Source organism: Rhodococcus sp. 05-2255-3B1 (assembly GCF_002258545.1).
Classification (GTDB): domain Bacteria; phylum Actinomycetota; class Actinomycetes; order Mycobacteriales; family Mycobacteriaceae; genus Rhodococcoides.
Map to the genome: position 1 here is coordinate 110,881 of NZ_NOZC01000031.1, position 17,118 is coordinate 127,998.

At 63.8% G+C, this 17,118-nt stretch carries 19 protein-coding genes; 10 read left to right on the top strand and 9 right to left on the bottom strand.

Annotation, left to right across the window (positions count from 1 at the left end; all coding sequences use genetic code 11):
• Positions 1-50: 50 nt before the first annotated feature.
• Complete coding sequence (locus CH249_RS17870; protein ID WP_045200964.1) at positions 51-668, bottom strand: TetR/AcrR family transcriptional regulator; 618 nt, start codon at positions 666-668, stop codon at positions 51-53.
• Between the two features lie 81 nt (positions 669-749).
• On the opposite strand from CH249_RS17870, the gene CH249_RS17875 reads away from it, so the two are divergent.
• Positions 750-1,736, top strand: a complete 987-nt coding sequence (locus tag CH249_RS17875) for a nitrilase-related carbon-nitrogen hydrolase (RefSeq protein ID WP_094681932.1) — start codon at positions 750-752, stop codon at positions 1,734-1,736.
• Positions 1,733-2,779, top strand: coding sequence for an agmatine/peptidylarginine deiminase (locus CH249_RS17880; RefSeq protein ID WP_179273078.1), 1,047 nt, complete (start codon positions 1,733-1,735; stop codon positions 2,777-2,779). Before CH249_RS17875 ends, CH249_RS17880 begins: the two co-directional genes overlap by 4 nt.
• Positions 2,780-2,789: 10 nt before the next feature.
• Here the strand turns inward: CH249_RS17880 and CH249_RS17885 are convergent, their stop codons facing one another.
• From CH249_RS17885 to CH249_RS17895, 3 genes are all read right to left on the bottom strand, one after another.
• A complete protein-coding gene (locus tag CH249_RS17885) occupies positions 2,790-3,116 on the bottom strand; it encodes a hypothetical protein (RefSeq protein WP_045200962.1) in 327 nt (108 codons plus the stop codon).
• A 321-nt stretch (positions 3,117-3,437) separates the two neighbouring features.
• On the bottom strand, positions 3,438-3,965 hold the full coding sequence (locus CH249_RS17890) for a hypothetical protein (protein WP_045198837.1): 528 nt from the start codon (positions 3,963-3,965) through the stop codon (positions 3,438-3,440).
• Positions 3,962-4,174 (bottom strand): helix-turn-helix transcriptional regulator, encoded by a 213-nt coding sequence (locus tag CH249_RS17895; protein WP_032393826.1) that lies wholly within the window; start codon positions 4,172-4,174, stop codon positions 3,962-3,964. Before CH249_RS17895 ends, CH249_RS17890 begins: the two co-directional genes overlap by 4 nt.
• Before the next feature lie 181 nt (positions 4,175-4,355).
• Here CH249_RS17895 and urtA point away from each other — a divergent pair, with 181 nt between their 5' ends.
• The 6 genes from urtA (at position 4,356) to CH249_RS17925 (ending at position 9,870) form a co-directional block, all read left to right on the top strand.
• Positions 4,356-5,633, top strand: coding sequence for an urea ABC transporter substrate-binding protein (gene urtA, locus CH249_RS17900; protein ID WP_094646831.1), 1,278 nt, complete (start codon positions 4,356-4,358; stop codon positions 5,631-5,633).
• Between the two features lie 72 nt (positions 5,634-5,705).
• The gene (gene urtB, locus CH249_RS17905; RefSeq protein WP_032393824.1) at positions 5,706-6,590 is read left to right on the top strand and encodes an urea ABC transporter permease subunit UrtB; all 885 of its coding nucleotides are present in this window, start codon (positions 5,706-5,708) and stop codon (positions 6,588-6,590) included.
• Complete coding sequence (gene urtC, locus CH249_RS17910; protein ID WP_094681933.1) at positions 6,587-7,678, top strand: urea ABC transporter permease subunit UrtC; 1,092 nt, start codon at positions 6,587-6,589, stop codon at positions 7,676-7,678. The genes urtB and urtC overlap by 4 nt, the downstream gene beginning before the upstream one ends.
• On the top strand, positions 7,675-8,505 hold the full coding sequence (gene urtD, locus CH249_RS17915) for an urea ABC transporter ATP-binding protein UrtD (protein ID WP_032393822.1): 831 nt from the start codon (positions 7,675-7,677) through the stop codon (positions 8,503-8,505). The genes urtC and urtD overlap by 4 nt, the downstream gene beginning before the upstream one ends.
• Complete coding sequence (gene urtE, locus CH249_RS17920) at positions 8,498-9,190, top strand: urea ABC transporter ATP-binding subunit UrtE (protein ID WP_032393821.1); 693 nt, start codon at positions 8,498-8,500, stop codon at positions 9,188-9,190. Before urtD ends, urtE begins: the two co-directional genes overlap by 8 nt.
• Before the next feature lie 11 nt (positions 9,191-9,201).
• Positions 9,202-9,870: a GntR family transcriptional regulator gene (locus tag CH249_RS17925; protein ID WP_094681934.1), complete on the top strand. Its 669-nt coding sequence runs from the start codon at positions 9,202-9,204 to the stop codon at positions 9,868-9,870.
• Between the two features lie 6 nt (positions 9,871-9,876).
• Here the strand turns inward: CH249_RS17925 and CH249_RS17930 are convergent, their stop codons facing one another.
• Complete coding sequence (locus CH249_RS17930) at positions 9,877-10,776, bottom strand: iron-siderophore ABC transporter substrate-binding protein (protein WP_179273081.1); 900 nt, start codon at positions 10,774-10,776, stop codon at positions 9,877-9,879.
• Between the two features lie 115 nt (positions 10,777-10,891).
• Between CH249_RS17930 and CH249_RS17935 the strand changes: the two genes are divergently transcribed.
• Complete coding sequence (locus CH249_RS17935) at positions 10,892-11,440, top strand: carboxymuconolactone decarboxylase family protein (protein ID WP_094629771.1); 549 nt, start codon at positions 10,892-10,894, stop codon at positions 11,438-11,440.
• Between the two features lie 2 nt (positions 11,441-11,442).
• Complete coding sequence (locus tag CH249_RS17940) at positions 11,443-12,828, top strand: AarF/ABC1/UbiB kinase family protein (protein WP_094681936.1); 1,386 nt, start codon at positions 11,443-11,445, stop codon at positions 12,826-12,828.
• A 10-nt stretch (positions 12,829-12,838) separates the two neighbouring features.
• On the opposite strand, the gene CH249_RS17945 is transcribed toward CH249_RS17940, so the two are convergent.
• From CH249_RS17945 to CH249_RS17960, 4 genes are read right to left on the bottom strand one after another with little or no spacing between them, the layout of a single operon-like run.
• Positions 12,839-13,690, bottom strand: coding sequence for an SDR family oxidoreductase (locus CH249_RS17945; RefSeq protein WP_045198820.1), 852 nt, complete (start codon positions 13,688-13,690; stop codon positions 12,839-12,841).
• Positions 13,687-15,201: an NAD(P)/FAD-dependent oxidoreductase gene (locus CH249_RS17950; RefSeq protein ID WP_094681994.1), complete on the bottom strand. Its 1,515-nt coding sequence runs from the start codon at positions 15,199-15,201 to the stop codon at positions 13,687-13,689. The genes CH249_RS17945 and CH249_RS17950 overlap by 4 nt, the downstream gene beginning before the upstream one ends.
• Entirely contained in the window at positions 15,198-16,061 is an 864-nt protein-coding gene (locus CH249_RS17955; protein ID WP_094681937.1) for a diiron oxygenase, read from the bottom strand. Before CH249_RS17955 ends, CH249_RS17950 begins: the two co-directional genes overlap by 4 nt.
• Entirely contained in the window at positions 16,058-16,987 is a 930-nt protein-coding gene (locus CH249_RS17960) for a diiron oxygenase (protein ID WP_094646886.1), read from the bottom strand. The genes CH249_RS17955 and CH249_RS17960 overlap by 4 nt, the downstream gene beginning before the upstream one ends.
• Positions 16,988-17,118 lie beyond the last annotated feature (131 nt).

Here is a 17,118-nt window from a genome sequence, read left to right on the forward strand (position 1 = left end):
ACCCACCCGGACTTCACCGATGCCCGGGTCCACGATGTCGCTTCCGGCGATCAGCCGTCGAGCATGTTCGCGGGCGCCGGATCGAATCCGGCCAGCAGCGCGCGGAGTCCGTACTCGAAGGCCTCGTCGGAGCGGGAGGACTTGGAGGACGCGGTGTCGAGGGCTGCGCGCAGTGCGTGACCGACTTCGACACTCGGTCGCCACGGGGCCTCCGGTGCCGCCAGGTCGAGTGCCGAGCCGAGGACGAAGCTGTCGAGAACAGTGATGATGTTCAGCACGTCGGCGGGTCCGAATTCCGCCGCTGTGAGGGCATCTGCCAGCGCGTTGTACATGCCGAAGGCGTGAGCACTGTTGACGGCATGCTCGGTGAGCAACGGAATGAGACGTGGATAGCGGGCGTAGCTGTCGCGGTACGCGCGGGCGATCTGCGCGACGGTCTCACGCCAATCGAGCCCGTGTCCCGGTAGCGCGACCTCGGACATCGCGCGTTCGCGCAACAACTCGACTATCTCTTCGCGTCCCGACACATGGTTGTACAGCGACGACGGGCTGACGCCGAGTTTCTTGGCGAGGAGCGGGATGGTGAAGCCACCGGTATCGGCCACCAGCGCGAGGGCTGCAGTGGTGATTCGTTCGGTGTCCAACAGTGACACGGACGGTCTCCCCACGGTGCGCACCCTTCTTCCTCTTGCGGTTCCGATCGCAGTCGAGAATACTTAACGAATCACATTCGTTTTATCGGAGGTCCCATGCTGACGATCACCGCACTCACCGCGCCCGAGGCCCTGACCCGCACCACCCCGACCGATCGGGCACCGCTCCGCGTCGGGTTGGTGCAGCATCGCTGGAACCCCGATGCCGCGGAGTTCAAAGCCGAATTGCTCGAGGCCATCTCCGCCGCCGCGAACCTCGGGGCGAAGGTCGTCTTCCTGCCCGAGATCACCCTGCTGCGCTACCCTGCCGACACCCGCGCCGGAGCCGACCCGGGCAAAGAAGCCGAGGATCTGCTGACCGGGCCCACGTTCACACTCGCTGCCGAGGCCGCCGCCGCGAACGGCATCGTGGTCCATGCTTCGCTGTACGAGAAGTCCGAAGCAGCGGACGGATTGGGCTTCAATTCCGCCATCATGGTCTCCCCGACGGGCGAACTGCTGGCGCGAACCAGAAAGCTGCACATTCCCATCTCGGCCGGGTACTACGAGGACACCTACTTCCGGGCCGGTCCGGCCGAGGACCCGTATCCCGTGTACTCCCCGGCGGAACTCGGCGGTGCCAGAGTGGGCCTGCCCACCTGCTGGGACGAGTGGTTCCCCGAGGTCGCGCGCAGTTACGCACTCGGCGGCGCGGAAATTCTCGCGTATCCGACGGCCATCGGGTCCGAGCCCTCGTTCCCGGCCTTCGACACCCAACCGCTGTGGCAACACGTCATCGTCGGCCACGGCATCTCGAACGGCCTGTTCATGGTGGTACCCAACCGCTGCGGCAACGAAGGCGAGATCACCTTCTACGGTTCGTCGTTCATCTCCGATCCCTACGGCCGCATCCTGGTTCAGGCACCCCGCGACGAATCGGCCGTCCTCGTCGCGGATCTCGACCTCGATCAGCGTCGAGAATGGTTGGAGCTCTTCCCGTTCCTACTGACACGCAGACCCGACACGTACGGCCGCCTCACCGAGCCGGTGAACGCCGACGCACCGTACGGTGACGGACACGCCGCGACGCCGGTGATCAAATGAACACCGCCGCAACGACGTTCACGATGCCGTCGGAGACCGCGCCGCAGGACAAGGTGTGGATGGCGTTCCCCTGCGAGGGATACTCACTCGGCCACGATCCGGAGGCCAAGCACGAGGCCCGCTCCACATGGGCTGCCGTCGCCCACGCTGTTGCCGAATTCGAGCCGGTGACCGTCGTCGTCGATCCGGCCGAACGCGCTGTCGCATCGACGTACCTCTCGCGTGATATCGACATCGTCGAAGCACCGTTGAACGACGCCTGGATGCGCGATATCGGTCCGACATTCGTTCATGCACAGGACGGTTCGGTGGCCGCCGTCGACTGGGTCTTCAACGGCTGGGGTGCACAGGACTGGGCGCAGTGGGACAAGGACAGCCGTATCGGCGAGTTCGTGGCGAATCAGGCTGCAGTACAGCGAATCACGTCGCCGATGGTCAACGAGGGCGGCGGCATCGCGGTCGACGGCGTTGGCACGGTGCTGGTGACCGAAACCGTGCAACTCGATCCGGGCCGCAACCCCGGACTTTCGAAAGCCGACGTCGAAGCGGAACTCGCACGAACCATCGGAGCGCGGCACGTCATCTGGCTGCCGCGCGGACTGACGCGCGATTCCATGCGTTTCGGTACTCGCGGGCATGTCGACATCGTCGCGGCCGTCCCGTCGCCGGGAACGGTGCTGGTGCATCGGCAACACGACAGGGCTCACCCCGACTACGAGGTCAGTTCACTGATCGTCGACGCTTTGCGTGCCACCCACGACGGCTCGGGTGAGGATTGGAACATCGTGGAGGTGCCTGCTCCGCGGACGCTGCGAGATGCCGACGGCTTCGTCGACTACAGCTACATCAATCATCTGGTGGTCAACGGCGGCGTGATCGCCTGCAGTTACGACGACCCGTCCGACGCCGACGCGGCAGCGATCCTGCGCGAGGCGTACCCGGGCCGGGACGTGGTGACCGTGGACGCGAGGCCACTGTTCGAGCGAGGCGGTGGGATCCACTGCATCACCCAGCACCAGCCTTCGGCGAGGAATCTCGGCTGACAGTCGGGTCCTACGAGCTGCGACGAACCTCGAGCTGCTCGCCGACGGTGACGGTGTGCGCTTCGGTCACGCAATCCAGGCGTCCGTCGAGACGCAGGGAGACGTTGTATTCACCCTGCTTGAGGTTGAACGTGGTGATGGTGATGCCGGTGGCGTTCTCGCCCACGATCACGCGCTGACTCAGCGACAGCATCCCGTTGTGAAGAACTTCGCACATCTGACCCGGCAGAACGTTCTCGACGTGAACGGTGATGGCCTTCGGTCCGCCGACAACCTCGATGGTGGGCTCCGGCGTGCTCGATCCGACGAGTCTGAGGTAACTCTTGTCTCTGCGCACGGCCTCGACTTCCCTGTTTGTGTACTCCACCCTGAGGTGAACGCCCGACGTGGTCTCAACGGTAGTTCGTGGCGCGGTTGAAGACGGATTGGTTTCACACGCCGTCATCGGCCTCGCCCCGAGCCTCTCTTTACATCGAGGGCCGAACCGTCCGCGTTACGAACCCGCCTCCGACCAGCCCACCCACAGCCGCGCACATCCAGGGAATCTCGATGTCACCGGTCAGAACATACCCCCCGGACCGCGGATCTGCGAGCGGACTGATCGAACCGATATCTTTACGTATCTTTGCACCCTGTAATCCGCGTACGCGCCGTCCGGCTAGTGAGGTCTGTCCGTTTCCTCGAAGCCGAGCAGTTCGGCCTTCTCGGCGGCGAGCTCGGCGTTGTGCTTCCGACGCTGGTGCCCTTTGACACCGAGCGCAGCGGCCGTTGCTCCCAGAGCCGCTCCGGCGGCCACGCCGATCCAGGTCGACACACCGACGTCACCGCCCTGAACGAGCAATCGCACCAGCACACCACCGAAGCCCAAGAGATACAGAACGCCGACGATCGCCATCCGCGGCCGCCGAAGCTTCTGCACCGTGTACATGTCGACCCCCCGAGCCCGGGCATACCCGATGACCACGAAGGCGACAGTGAGGAGCGCGACGATGATCCCGATCGCAATCCACGCCCCGGTGACTCCCGCCGCGTAGGGCAGGATCGCCGCGGCGATAAGTCCGATCCACAGCAGCGATTGGAATCCGACGGCCGAGGCTTCGTTCCAGGCGTCGCGTTGGAGTTCGTCGGTGTAGAACTCGTCATCGAGGTCGCCGACGAATCGAGCGGCTCTGACGAATGCGCTCATGATTCTTCCTCTCCTTCGTCTCCGAACAGTGTCTCCACTGTCGTATCGAGTGCGCGGGCCAATCGCAGCGCCAGGTAGACGCTCGGCGCATAGTCGCCGCCTTCGACGGAGACGATGCTCTGACGGCTCACGCCGCAGATGCTGCCGAGTTCGGCTTGGGTGATGCGTGCCTGTTTGCGATGTGCGCGAACGTTGTTCGTTCCGGACATACGTGAAAGTCAACTCTGCTTGTCATTTTTTGTCAAGCCTGCTTGTCATTTGAAGGCATTTACGTCTGCGTAACGCGGGAAACAGACTCGTCACCGCAGAAAATACCAACGCAATACGCGGCCTTTACTGTTCGCAATCGCGAATACAACTCCGTATACAAAACTTCCGAAAGGGCCGTAGATGCCTGCTGTCTCGAAGCGCATGTCCGTCAAGCGCGTCATGGTCGTTCCCGCAGCGCTGGCTGCATTGAGCCTGGTCGCCACCGCATGCGGAAGCAAGGCCAGCGACACCACCTCTGCCGACGGCGGCGGCGGTTCTGCCACCTCGTGTGTCGACACCTCCGGTGACACCATCAAGGTCGGCTCGCTCAACTCCCTGTCCGGCACCATGGCGATCAGCGAAGTGACTGTTCGCGATTCGATCGCACTGGCCGTCGAACAGATCAACGCGGCGGGCGGAGTCAACGGCAAGCAGATCGAGATCGTCGCCGAGGACGGCGCATCCGAGCCGACCGTGTTCGCCGAGAAGGCCGAGAAGCTGATCAGCAGCGACTGTGTCGCAGCGGTATTCGGCGGCTGGACCTCGTCGAGCCGCAAGGCCATGCTGCCCGTGTTCGAGGACAACGACGCTCTCCTCTACTACCCCGTGCAGTACGAGGGCCTCGAGGCGTCGAAGAACATCTTCTACACCGGAGCCACTACCAACCAGCAGATCATCCCGGCGCTGGACTACCTGAAGGAGAAGGGCGTCAAGTCCCTCTACCTGGTGGGCAGCGACTACGTGTTCCCGCAGACCGCCAACCGCGAGATCAAGGCCTACGCAGCCGCCAACGGTATCGAGATCAAGGGCGAGGACTACACCCCGCTCGGTTCGACGGATTTCTCCACCATCGTCAACAAGGTTCGCTCGGCCGACGCGGACGCGGTGTTCAACACTCTCAACGGTGATTCCAACGTCGCGTTCTTCCGCGAGTACACCAACGCCGGCCTCAAAGCTGCTGACATGCCGGTCATCTCGGTCTCCATCGCCGAGGAGGAGGTCGCCGGCATCGGTGCGGCCAACATCGAGGGCCAGCTGACCGCCTGGAACTACTACCAGACGGTCGACAGCCCCGAGAACACCAAGTTCGTCGCCGACTACAAGGCGAAGTACGGTGCCGACAAGCCGACCTCGGACCCCATGGAAGCCGCGTACACCTCGGTCTACCTGTGGAAGAACACCGTCGAGAAGGCCGATTCCTTTGCCGTGGCCGACATTCAGGCTGCGGCCGACGGCGTCAGCTTCGCCGCTCCCGAGGGCGAGGTCGTCATCGACGGGGACAACCACCACATCTCCAAGACCGCCCGCATCGGTGAGATCCGCCCCGACGGACTGATCTACACGGTGTGGGAATCCCCCGAAGCGATCGCACCCGACCCGTTCCTGGAGACCTACGACTGGGCCGCCGACCTCAACTGACCACCACCCATGTGAGTGGAACTTCGTAGCCTGCTACGAAGTTCCACTCACATGCTCCGAAGGAGCTCCCCTATGGACGTCGTGATCGGACAGTTGTTCACCGGCCTGTCGATCGGATCCATTCTTCTCCTCGCCGCCCTCGGGCTGTCACTGACATTCGGTCAGATGGGCGTCATCAACATGGCGCACGGCGAGTTCATCATGGCCGGTTCGTACACGGCCTACGTGGTGCAGCAGATCGTCTCCACCGGCGGCGCATCACTGTTCATCTCTCTGATCGTCGGCTTCCTCGTCGGCGGTGCGATGGGAGTGTTGTTGGAGGTCACGCTGATTCAGCGCATGTACCACCGACCACTCGACACCCTGCTCGTCACGTTCGGCGTCGGGCTCATCCTGCAGCAGCTCGCTCGCGACATCTTCGGAGCACCCGCGGTCAACGTCGTCTCCCCGGGATGGCTCAGCGGCGGCGTCGACATTTTCGGTGCCGTGGTTCCCAAGACCAGAATCTTCATCCTCGTGCTCGCGATCGTCGCCGTTCTCGCACTGTCGGTGGCACTGAAGAAGACCGCAATGGGTCGACGCATCCGTGCGGTGGTGCAGAACCGTGATCTCGCGGAGACCTCGGGTATCTCGAGCCGTAGGACGGATATCTCGACGTTCTTCCTCGGTTCTGGTCTCGCCGGTGTCGCGGGCGTCGCGCTCACCCTGATCGGTTCCACCAGTTCCACTGTGGGACAGAGCTATCTGATCGACGCCTTCCTGGTGGTAGTGGTCGGCGGACTCGGCCAGATCAAGGGTGCGGTCATCGCGGCCTTCGCCCTCGGGATTCTCAACTCGTTCATCGAGTACAGCACCACGGCCTCGATCGCCAAGGTCATCGTGTTCGTGCTCATCGTGATCTTCCTGCAGGCCCGCCCGCAAGGCTTGTTCGCCGTCAAGACAAGGAGCCTGGTATGAGCGAGTTCATCGCCAAGCGCGGTGCCCTACTGGGATTCGCGCTCGCCGCGATCCTGCTGTTCGCCGTCGCTCCGGCCGTTCTCAGCGACTTCCGGCTGAACCTGCTGGGCAAGTTCATCTGTTACGCGATCGTGGCCGTCGGTATCGGATTGGCCTGGGGCCGAGGCGGAATGCTCACTCTCGGTCAGGGCGTCTTCTTCGGCATCGGGGCCTACATCATGGCCATGCATCTGAAGATCTCGGACGCCGATCTCCGCGGCGACGACGTACCGGACTTCATGTCGATTGCAGGCATCCGTGAACTGCCGTCGTACTGGGTGCCGTTCACCTCACCGATCACCACGATCCTGGGCATCCTGTTCCTGCCGGCCCTGGTGGCACTGGTACTCGGTCTCGGCGTGTTCAAGCGTCGGGTCAAGGGCGCGTACTTCGCGATCCTCAGCCAGGCACTCGCCGCCGCGTTCGCGATCTTGCTCATCGGTCAGCAGACCACGGGCGGCTCCAACGGCCTCAACAGGTTCCGCACGTTCTTCGGGTTCAATCTCAACGACCCCGCGAACAAGCAGATGCTGTTCTTCATCGCCGCAGGCGTGCTGCTCGTGGTCGTCGCCATCACCCGCCAGCTCATGTACTCGCGCTACGGCGAACTACTGGTCGCGGTGCGGGATCAGGAGGAGCGCGTGCGGTTCCTCGGATACGACCCCGCCAACGTCAAGATCGTGGCCTATGTGGCCGCGGCGTTCTTCGCGGGTCTCGCAGGCGCACTGTTCGTTCCGATCGTCGGCATCATCTCCCCCAACGACGTCGGCATCGTCCCGTCCATCGCGTTCCTCATCGGTGTGGCGATCGGCGGTCGCACCACCCTGCTCGGCCCGGTCCTCGGCGCGCTCGGCGTCGCCTGGGCTCAGACCACACTGTCCGAGCAGTTCCCGTCCGGCTGGACGTACGCGCAGGGTCTGCTGTTCGTGGTGGTCGTCGGGTTCTTCCCCGCCGGTATCGCGGGACTGTTCGCGCTGCGCAAACGAAAGCAGGAATCCGAAACGGTTCCCGAACCGAGCGAAGAGCCAGAGAAGGAACTGACGCGATGATTCATGTCGAAGGTCCGCAACCCACGTTCGGCGGCAACGCCGGCATGTCGAGTCAGTATCTCGAAGTACGAGATCTGACAGTCAGTTTCGACGGTTTCAAAGCCAACACCAACGTCGATCTGACGCTGATGCAGGGCGATCTGCGCTTCCTCATCGGGCCCAACGGTGCAGGCAAGACCACCCTGATCGATGCCATCACCGGCCTCGTCCCGGCCACCGGCTCGGTCACCAAGTCCGGGGTCGAACTGCTCGGCAAGAAGGTGCATCAGATCGCCCGCCTCGGCATCGGCCGAACCTTCCAGACCGCCAGCATCTTCGAGAATCTGACGGTATTGCAGAACCTGGATATCGCCGCGGGTTCCGGTCGGTCCGTGCTGACGATGCTGCGTCGTCGAGGATCGGTACTCCCCCAGATCGAGGAGGCCCTCGAGACCACCGGCCTGACGGCCGAGCGCGACAAGCCAGCGGGAATTCTCGCGCACGGGCAGAAGCAGTGGCTTGAGATCGGAATGCTGTTGGTGCAGAACGCAGACGTGCTCCTGCTCGACGAGCCGGTCGCAGGCATGAGCCACGAGGAGCGCGAGGAAACCGGCCAACTGCTGCAGCGCATCGGTGGTGAGCGGACCGTCGTCGTCGTCGAGCACGACATGGACTTCATGCGTATGTTCGCCACCTCGGTCACAGTGTTGGCTGCCGGACGTGTTCTGGCCGAGGGCACGGTGGCCGAGGTACAGGCAGATCCGAAAGTCCAAGAGGTCTATCTCGGCACCGCAGCGGCGGGCGAGGAACTCGACCAGATCGCAGAGGAAGGAGCCGACCATGCTTGAACTGGTCGATGTGCGTACCGGCTACGGACGCAGCGAAGTGATTCACGGTGCGTCGCTGACGGTTCCGGCCGACGGTGTCGCCGCGGTCATGGGACACAACGGCGCGGGCAAGACCACTCTGCTGCGGGCTGCGGTGGGGTTGCTCAAGGTCAACTCCGGCAAGGTCATGTTCGACGGCGAGGACGTGAGCGCGTTGCGTCCCAGCGCCCGCGTCGCCCGCGGACTCGCGTATGTGCCGCAGGGTCAGCAGTCGTTCGGCCAGTTGACGACGGCCGAGAATCTGCAGGTCGTCGCCGACGGTCGCAAGCGTGGCAAGGCACTCGTCGACGAGGCACTCGATCTGTTTCCGGCGTTGAAGGAGTTGCTCGGTCGCAGAGCGGGATTGCTCTCGGGTGGTCAGCGCCAACAGCTCGCGATCGCACGAGCACTGATCACCGAACCGCGGATGTTGATTCTGGACGAGCCGACCGAGGGCATCCAGCCGTCGGTCGTCGCCGAGATCGAACGAACCGTCATCGAACTCACTCGACGCGGAGGATTGGGAGTGTTGCTGGTGGAGCAGCACATCGGCTTCGCCCTCGAGTCGGCGCAGAACTACTACATCCTCGAGGCCGGCCGCATCACGTCCACCGGCGTGGGCGGGAGCGAGTCCGAAGCGGACGTCCGCGCAGCCATGGCGATCTGACCGGACCCATCGTGCCGCGCAAGGACCTTCGCGAGAAGGTCTATTCGTCACTGCGCCGGGATCTGATCTCCGGCGCCATCAGCTCCACCGAACGGCTCGGCGAGGAGCGTCTCGCCGAGCTGTACGGTGTCTCACGCACACCGGTGCGCGAGGCGCTGGCGCGGCTGCAGGCCGACGGACTCGTCACCCGCGACGAAGCCGGCCTGCACGCCTATCGCCCCCGGATCGGCGATCTCCCCGATCTCTACGAGCTCCGCTCGACTCTCGAAGCCCGGGGCATCACCCGATCGATGTCGCACCCGGTCGATCGGTCGTCGTTGTCACACCTGTTGGACACCTGGATCGGTTTGCGGGCCGACCCACCCGACACCACCGACGATCTGGTCTCGCTCGACGAGAGCTTCCACGTCACCTTGTTGGCTGCCTCGGGCAACCCTGCTCTGACCGAGGCACTGTGCACCGTGAATGCCAAGGTGCGTCCGGTTCGGATACTCGGCGGACTCACCGCCGCAGCCGTCGTCTCGGCCATCGATCAACACATCGACATCGTCGAACGTGTTCTCGCCGGAACCTTGGACTCGGCACTGGAACTGCTACTGGCACATATCGATTCCTCACGCGACCTGGTGGTCGAGCGGGCCGAGCAAGCTGCAGCGCTGGCGGGCGCGGTCCGGATGTGACTCGGATCAATTCACCGAGAGAATCCGATCGATGTCGTCGAGCACGGTCTGTCCGCCCTTGGGTCCGACGCCGGTGATCCAGTACGACAGGTCCACCGCGTGTGGATTCGGCAGTACGGCCGCGTTGGCGGTGATCGACTCCGGTATCGCTGCGGGGTCCGACGGGTCCGAGGCGGTGACGACGATCAGATCCGCGGCCGCCTGAGCTGCCAGCTCGGGCGAGAGGTCGACCGAGATCTCGTCGGCCCATTCCGGCCTCGGCGGGGTGGTGAAGCCGGCGCACTCGAGCGTGCTCCCGGCGAACGACGTCGGCCCGTAGAGGGTCAGTTCGCCCGCGCGGGGGCGGATCAACTGTGCCGTTTTCCCAGCGGTGTCGTGTTTCTCGGCGATCTCGGCACACCGATCGTCGTACGCGGTGAGCAGTTGCTCCGCAGTGTCCTCCTTGCCGAGAGTGCGTCCGACGAACCGGACGTTGTCGCGCCACGGATCGGATTGGGAGGCCATGAACACCGTCGGCGCGATGGCGGCGAGTTGGTCGTGGTACTCGGCGTGCCGAGTCTCCGTGCCCAGGATGAGATCCGGTTGCAGAGCCGCGATGTCCTCGATGGTCGGTTCGGCAACGGTGCCGACGGTGGCGATGTTCGCGGCTTCGGTACCGAGGTACGACGGCACGCCGCTCGCCTCGCTGAGCACCGCGGTCCCGACGGGTACGACGCCGAGGGCGACGGTGGTGTCGAGTTCGACCGGCTCGAGCGTGACGATGCGCAGCGGGTTCTCGGGAACCTCGACCGTTCCCCGGACGGTCTCGACCGAGCGCGTCGCGCCGCCGTCGGCGTCGGAGGTGGCCTCGGTGGACGAACACGCCGTCGCAGCCACGCCGAGGGCGACGGCCAGAGCGAGGGTCATGATGCGGTTGTGAGACTTGGTCAAGGGTCCTCCGTGGCTGCATTGTCTGGAATCACAAAGAGGCTAGCCTATCCTTTGTCGACCCGGTGACGCCCGGCCGTCCAGTGGGTACGGTGTGGCTGTGACCACTCCACGCATTCCGTCCGGTACCGCCAGAACCCTCGGGCCCGTCAACTGGGTCATCTGCAAGGTGATCGCCAAAGGTGCGGGGGTGCCCAATCCTCATCTGTTCACCACCCTCGGGCGCACCGGCGGACTGTTCCGAGCCTGGCTGTTCTACAGCGGGCACCTGATGCCGGGCGGCAAGATCTCCCGCAAGGAAACCGAGATGGTGATCCTGCGCGTGGCGCACCTACGAGAATCCGCCTACGAGATGGACCATCACATCCGGCTCGGCAAGCGGGCCGGTATCGACCGCGATCTGCTCGAGCTGATCAAGACCGGACCCGACGCACCAGGCCTGTCGACGCGGTATCGGACCATCCTGACCGCGGTCGACGAACTCATCGCCACGAAGATCCTCTCCGACGCGACCTGGAACGAACTCGCCACCCAGTTCGACGAGCGCAGGCTCATCGAATTCGTCCTGCTGGTCACCCAATACGACGGGCTGGCAACCACTCTCGCGACCCTGCGCGTCGAACGCGACTACACCGAACGCTAGACGTGTCCGCCGACCGCCCGATCCCCACCTCGCGTACCGCACGGGGTGCCGCGCTGGGACGCGCAGCGGCCGGCCAGGCGGTCCGCACCGCGGGAGCCCGCATGTCGATGGTCGGACGGTCCGAGGCGGTGCGCGATCGGATCTCGGAGAAAGCCTCGATGCAGGCAGCCGATCAGCTGGTGACCGTGCTCGGCAGTATGAAGGGCGCAGCGATGAAGCTGGGCCAGATGTTCTCGGTACTCGATCCCGCCCTCGTCCCCGAGCATCATCGACAACGGTTCCAGGACAAGCTCGCCGCACTTCGCGACCGAGCCCCGGAAGTCGACTTCGACGCGATGCGCGCCGTCGTCGAAACGGATCTGGGCGACTCCGTCGCCGATCTCTTCGCCGAGTTCGACCGAGATCCGATAGCAGCCGCCTCGATCGGCCAGGTCTACCGCGCTCGCCTGCACGACGGCCGAGTCGTCGCCGTCAAGGTCCAGTACCCAGGAGTCGACGACGCGGTGCGCGCCGACATGAAGAACCTCGCACTGTTTCTGAGGTTCTGGCGCAACGCTCTTCCCGCGGTGGCCGCACCCGAGCTCGTCGAGGAATTGCGTCTGAATTTCGAACGCGAACTCGACTACCGGGAAGAGGCGCGCACCCAATCGATCCTGGCCGATCGATTCCGCGAGCACCCGTTTCTCGCTGTGCCCGACGCGATCGAGGGCATGTGTACCCGCCGAGTTCTCGTCACCGAGTTCTTCGACGGCATCGCGTTCGATCGAATTCGGTCACTACCCGCCGCCGAACGCGATCGCATCGGCGAGATCGTCTACCGCTTCTACATCGGTTCGCTGTATCGGTACGACGAATTCTGCGGTGACCCGCATCCGGGAAACATGTTGCTCGGCAACGACGGTCGCGTCGGGTTCATCGACTTCGGCCTCTTCAACCGCATGCGACGAGAGCACGTCGAGTTCGAGCTCGACTGTCTGAGGATGGCGTCGGAAGAACGCGGCGTGGACCTGCTCGCCGCGATGATCGCCCGGGGTATCGTCGACGCCACCGCCGGCGTCACCGCGGACGAATGTCTGGAGTACGTCTTCGCGGCGTCGGAATGGAATCTCGTCGATCGGGTCATGACGGTGACACCGTCGTTGGCGTCGAGTGGGCTGATGCTCGCGATCGACCCACGCGGTGGACAATTCACCGGAATGAAGCGGCAGAACCTTCCTGCCGAGCACCTGTTCTCCCGTCGAGCCGATTTCATGACGTTCGGCGTTCTGGGGCAGCTCGAGGCGACGGCCAACTGGCACGGAATCGCTCGCGAATGGATCTACGGCGACGCCCCGGTCACCGAACTCGGTGTTGCCGAGTTGCGGTGGCGGGGCGAGCAGAACCGCTGACGCTGCGCCGCTACTTCGTCACCCCGGCGCGCTTGTTTCCCGCCGACCGGCCGAGCCGACCGAGCGGGGCCAGGATGTCCTGATAGCGCGGACCCACGAGTCTCGGAATCAGATCGAAAGCGCGGGCGTCGGGGCCGATCAGAACGCGCGGCTTGTTCTTCTCCACTCCCGCGAGGATCACCTTGGCGGCCCTCGTCGGTGTGGTCAGCGCGATCTGTTGGAATCGACGCGAGGCTTCGTCGGGTGTGCCGAGGTCGTCCATTCCGCGGGCGTTGGCCACGATGTTGGTCTTGATGCCGCCCGGATGCACGCACGTCACTCCGACAGGGTGTCGAGCGATCTTCATTTCCTGACGCAATGCTTCGGTGAATCCCCGAACAGCGAATTTCGCGGAATTGTAGGCACTCTGACCTGGAATGCCCATCAGGCCGAACACGCTGGAGACGTTGACGAGGTGACCCTCACCCGACTCGATCAGGGCAGGCAGAAAAGCCTTGGTACCGTTGGCAACTCCCCAGAAGTCGATGTTCATGACCCACTCGAAATCGTCCCAGGTCATGTCGACCACATCGGCACCCAACGCGACGCCGGCATTGTTGGCGACGAAATTGACGCGTCCGAATTCGCTCAGCACTGCATCCGCGTGCGTGTGGACGGCGGACCGGTCCGACACGTCCAGCTCGTACGTCACCGTGCGGGCTCCGACCTTCTCGCACAGAACGAGGGTTTCGCCGAGTCCTTCGCCGTCGATATCGGACAGCGCAAGCTGCGCTCCACGCTCCGCCAGATCGAGCGCGAGGGCGCGACCGATCCCCGAACCGGCACCGGACACGACGGCGACCTTGTTCTCGAAATTCTTCATATACGCGCTTCTTCCACATTCTCGCTGTCGGTTCCTGCTCCGGTCGGGAGCAGGAATTCGTACTGTGCCGGATCGAATTTCTTTGTGCGAAGCCAGTACTGCCAGGTGAATCCGGGCCACACCGTCCGGTTGGCACCGTGCGAATCGAGGTACCAACTGGTGCAGCCGCCCGTGCTCCATACGCCCTTGTTCAGCTTCGCCTGGATCTCGGCGTTGAAGCGGTCCTGTGTCTGCTGCCGAACCGTCACCGCGTCGGCGGCACTGGACCGGACGAAGTCCATCACCGAGAGGGCGTACCGGATCTGTTGTTCGATCATGAACACCACGGAGTTGTGCCCGAGCCCGGTGTTGGGACCGAGCAGGAAGAATGCGTTGGGGTATCCCGCGGCCACGATTCCCAGATGAGTCTCGATTCCGTGTTCTTGCCAGTGCTGCACCAGCTTCCGGCCACCGATACCGGCCACGTTCAGACCGTCGAACCCGTCGGTGACATGAAAACCGGTGGCGTAGATGATGACGTCCACCTCGCGTTCGGTCCCGTCTGCGGCGACGATCGACCGTTCGCGTACCTCTGCGATCGAGTCGGTGATCACGTCCGTGTCGGGCCGAGCCAACGCCCGGTAATACGTGTTGGATCCGAGCAATCGCTTGCACCCGATGCGATAGTTCGGGGTCAATTTCTTGCGCAGCTCCGGATCCGATACCTCTCGCTCGATGAACCTGCGTGCAGCTGCCTCGACCGGACGCAGGAGATTGGAATGCCCGTTGAGGCCTATCGCGAGAGACTCCGCAGACCAGTAGATCGAATTTCGGAACACCCTGCGCGCCAGCGCCGATCGACGAAAGAGTCGTCGGAGACCGGTCGGGATGTCGAAATTCCGCCTCGGGAGTACCCACGCGGGAGATCGTTGATACAGGTGCAGTTCGCCGACGGTCTCTGCGATCTGCGGGACGAACTGCACTGCGCTCGCACCGGTTCCGATGACCGCCACTTTCTTGTCGGTCAGATCCACCTCGTGATCCCACCGCGCCGAGTGAAAGGCCGTGCCCGTGAACGACTCGATGCCCGGCAGCTCCGGAGTGTTGGGAACGTGCAGCGCTCCGATGCCGGAGACGATGAACTGAGCGACGTATTCGTCACCGTTCGTCGTCGTGATGTGCCATCGGTGCTCGTTCTCGTCCCAGTAGCCACCGTCGCACTCGACACCGAATCGAATGTTGTCGTCCAGGCGATACTTGACCGAGAGCTGTTGTAGATAGCTCAGGATCTCCGGTTGGGCAGACCACATCTGCGACCACTCGGGGTTGGGCTCGAACGAGTACGAATACATGTGCGAGGGGACGTCGCACGCGCAACCCGGATAGGTGTTGTCGCGCCAGGTGCCCCCGACGGACTGTGCCTTCTCCAGAACGAGGAAGTCGTCGCGACCGCGGATGCGGAGCGAGATCGCCATCCCCAACCCGGAGAAGCCACTGCCGATGACCAGAACCCCGGTGTGATGGACCGTCATCGCCGATCCTCCGAGGGCACGACGCCGGTCATTCTCCACAACACAGCGGTGATCGTCCCCTCGAGCAACCCGGCCGAATCGAGAAAGGCGACGGTCTTCGATGCGTCCCGACGCCTGATCGCCGCCCGTCGACGCCGCGAGGCGATCATGCCCCGGACCGGGGACATGCCGACGGATCGATACACCTGGGGCGAGACGCCGAGACGAAGGATCACGTTGGCGAGTACAGCAAGCAGCAATCGGTTGAACGCGCGAGAGAATCTGTTCGACTTCTCCAGCGCGGCAGCCACTTCCGATCGGGCGAATGCGAAGCGATCGGCGCTTTCGAGTCGATGGATCTTCACCGCCTGCCGAACATGGGGTTCGATTCCTGGTTCTGTCACCGCACCCTGCATCGATCGGGAGAAGGTCTCCTCGACCAGCAGGGTCGACGCATGGGACGCCGCACCGAGGGGCAGGAAACTCAGCAGTTTGACTGCCGTCGTCGTCCCCTTGGGAAGCCTGTACGGCGGGACTTCCGAGGCGCGAACGAGCCGTCCGAAGGTGATCGTGGTCCGCGAGCTACCTGCGACCTCTGCGAGTGCATTGCGGGACGCCGGGCTGTTGAGCCCCTCCTCCGCCGCCCGCCGGAGCTGATTGCCGGTCAGCGGCGCGGACAGATAGGACACGGTGCTCCACCTGCTCACTGCCTCGTGCAGGGCGAGCGTGCGCCGGTCCTGCTCGGTCAACTTGGCCCACGAACGAGTTCCGTGCAACGTAATCGATTCACGGGGAAGCGCAAATTCGTCCGGCTGCCAGGGAGATTCCCAATCGATGTCGACGTGCGGATCGTATTCGACCGCCGACGAACGCGGGCTCATGCCAGATCGTCCGGCATCGCCCGGGTCATCTTCCACAGACGACGGGTCACGACACCGTCGCACATACCGGCGTCGGCGAAGAAGCGGATCATGGGTTCGGAGAAGAACTGCATGTTGGTCTTGTAGGTGGGACTCGCCATGGCCGTGACGATTCCGCGGATCGGGTTGATGCCGATCGATCGGTACACCTTCGGGTTGATGAGGGCCAGGTACGTGAAGTTGGCGATCGACGCGAGGATCACGCGATGGATGGCACGGTTCACGCGATTCGTCGCGGCCATCGCGCGCACCATTTCCTCGCGCGCGTAGGTGATGTGGCGCGACTCCTCGATGACGTGGATTCGCATCATCTGCCGCAGGTGCGGCTGCATCTCGGGGTCGTACTGCGCCTCGCGCTGCGCCCGGTCGAGCACCTCCTCGATGAGCAACACTCCGCCGTAGGTGGCGGGTCCGAGCGGTAGAAACTGCCCGATCTTCCCGAGGAACACTGCGGGCTTGGGCATCAGGTACGGGGTGAGCCCGGTCTTTTCGATCAGCTTTCCGAACATGATGGAGTGTCGAGATTCCTCGCCGATCTCGGCTATCGAATACATCGAATGATCGGAGAAGGTGCCTCTGCCGAACACCCGGAGCAAGTTCGCGCTGAGCATGCCTTCGGCGTAGATGCCGAAGGACAGAATGCTGACGATCTCGTGGCGGCCCAGTTCGCGACGCTGTTCTTCGGTCAGTTTGTCCCACAACTTGGTTCGGTACAGCGAGATTCGGTGCTCGGGCATCCAACGCATACCGTCGACCATCGGAGCATCCCAATCGATGTCGGCCTCGCCGTCGTAGAACTTGTTCGCAGTCGACTTCAGCAGTCTTCGCGCCGTTTTGTCTCTCGGTCCGACTGTCTTCGCACGCGAGGTCGACTGGTCCTCGGTCATCAGCCGACCCGGCGACGATCCGGCATCCCCGCCACCGACTCGCTCATCGACAATTGCACGCTTCACAACCGATCCCCCTTGTGATCGACGGGCCCCCCGGCCCGTCCGACTACCCCGAACTCGCGGTAGCC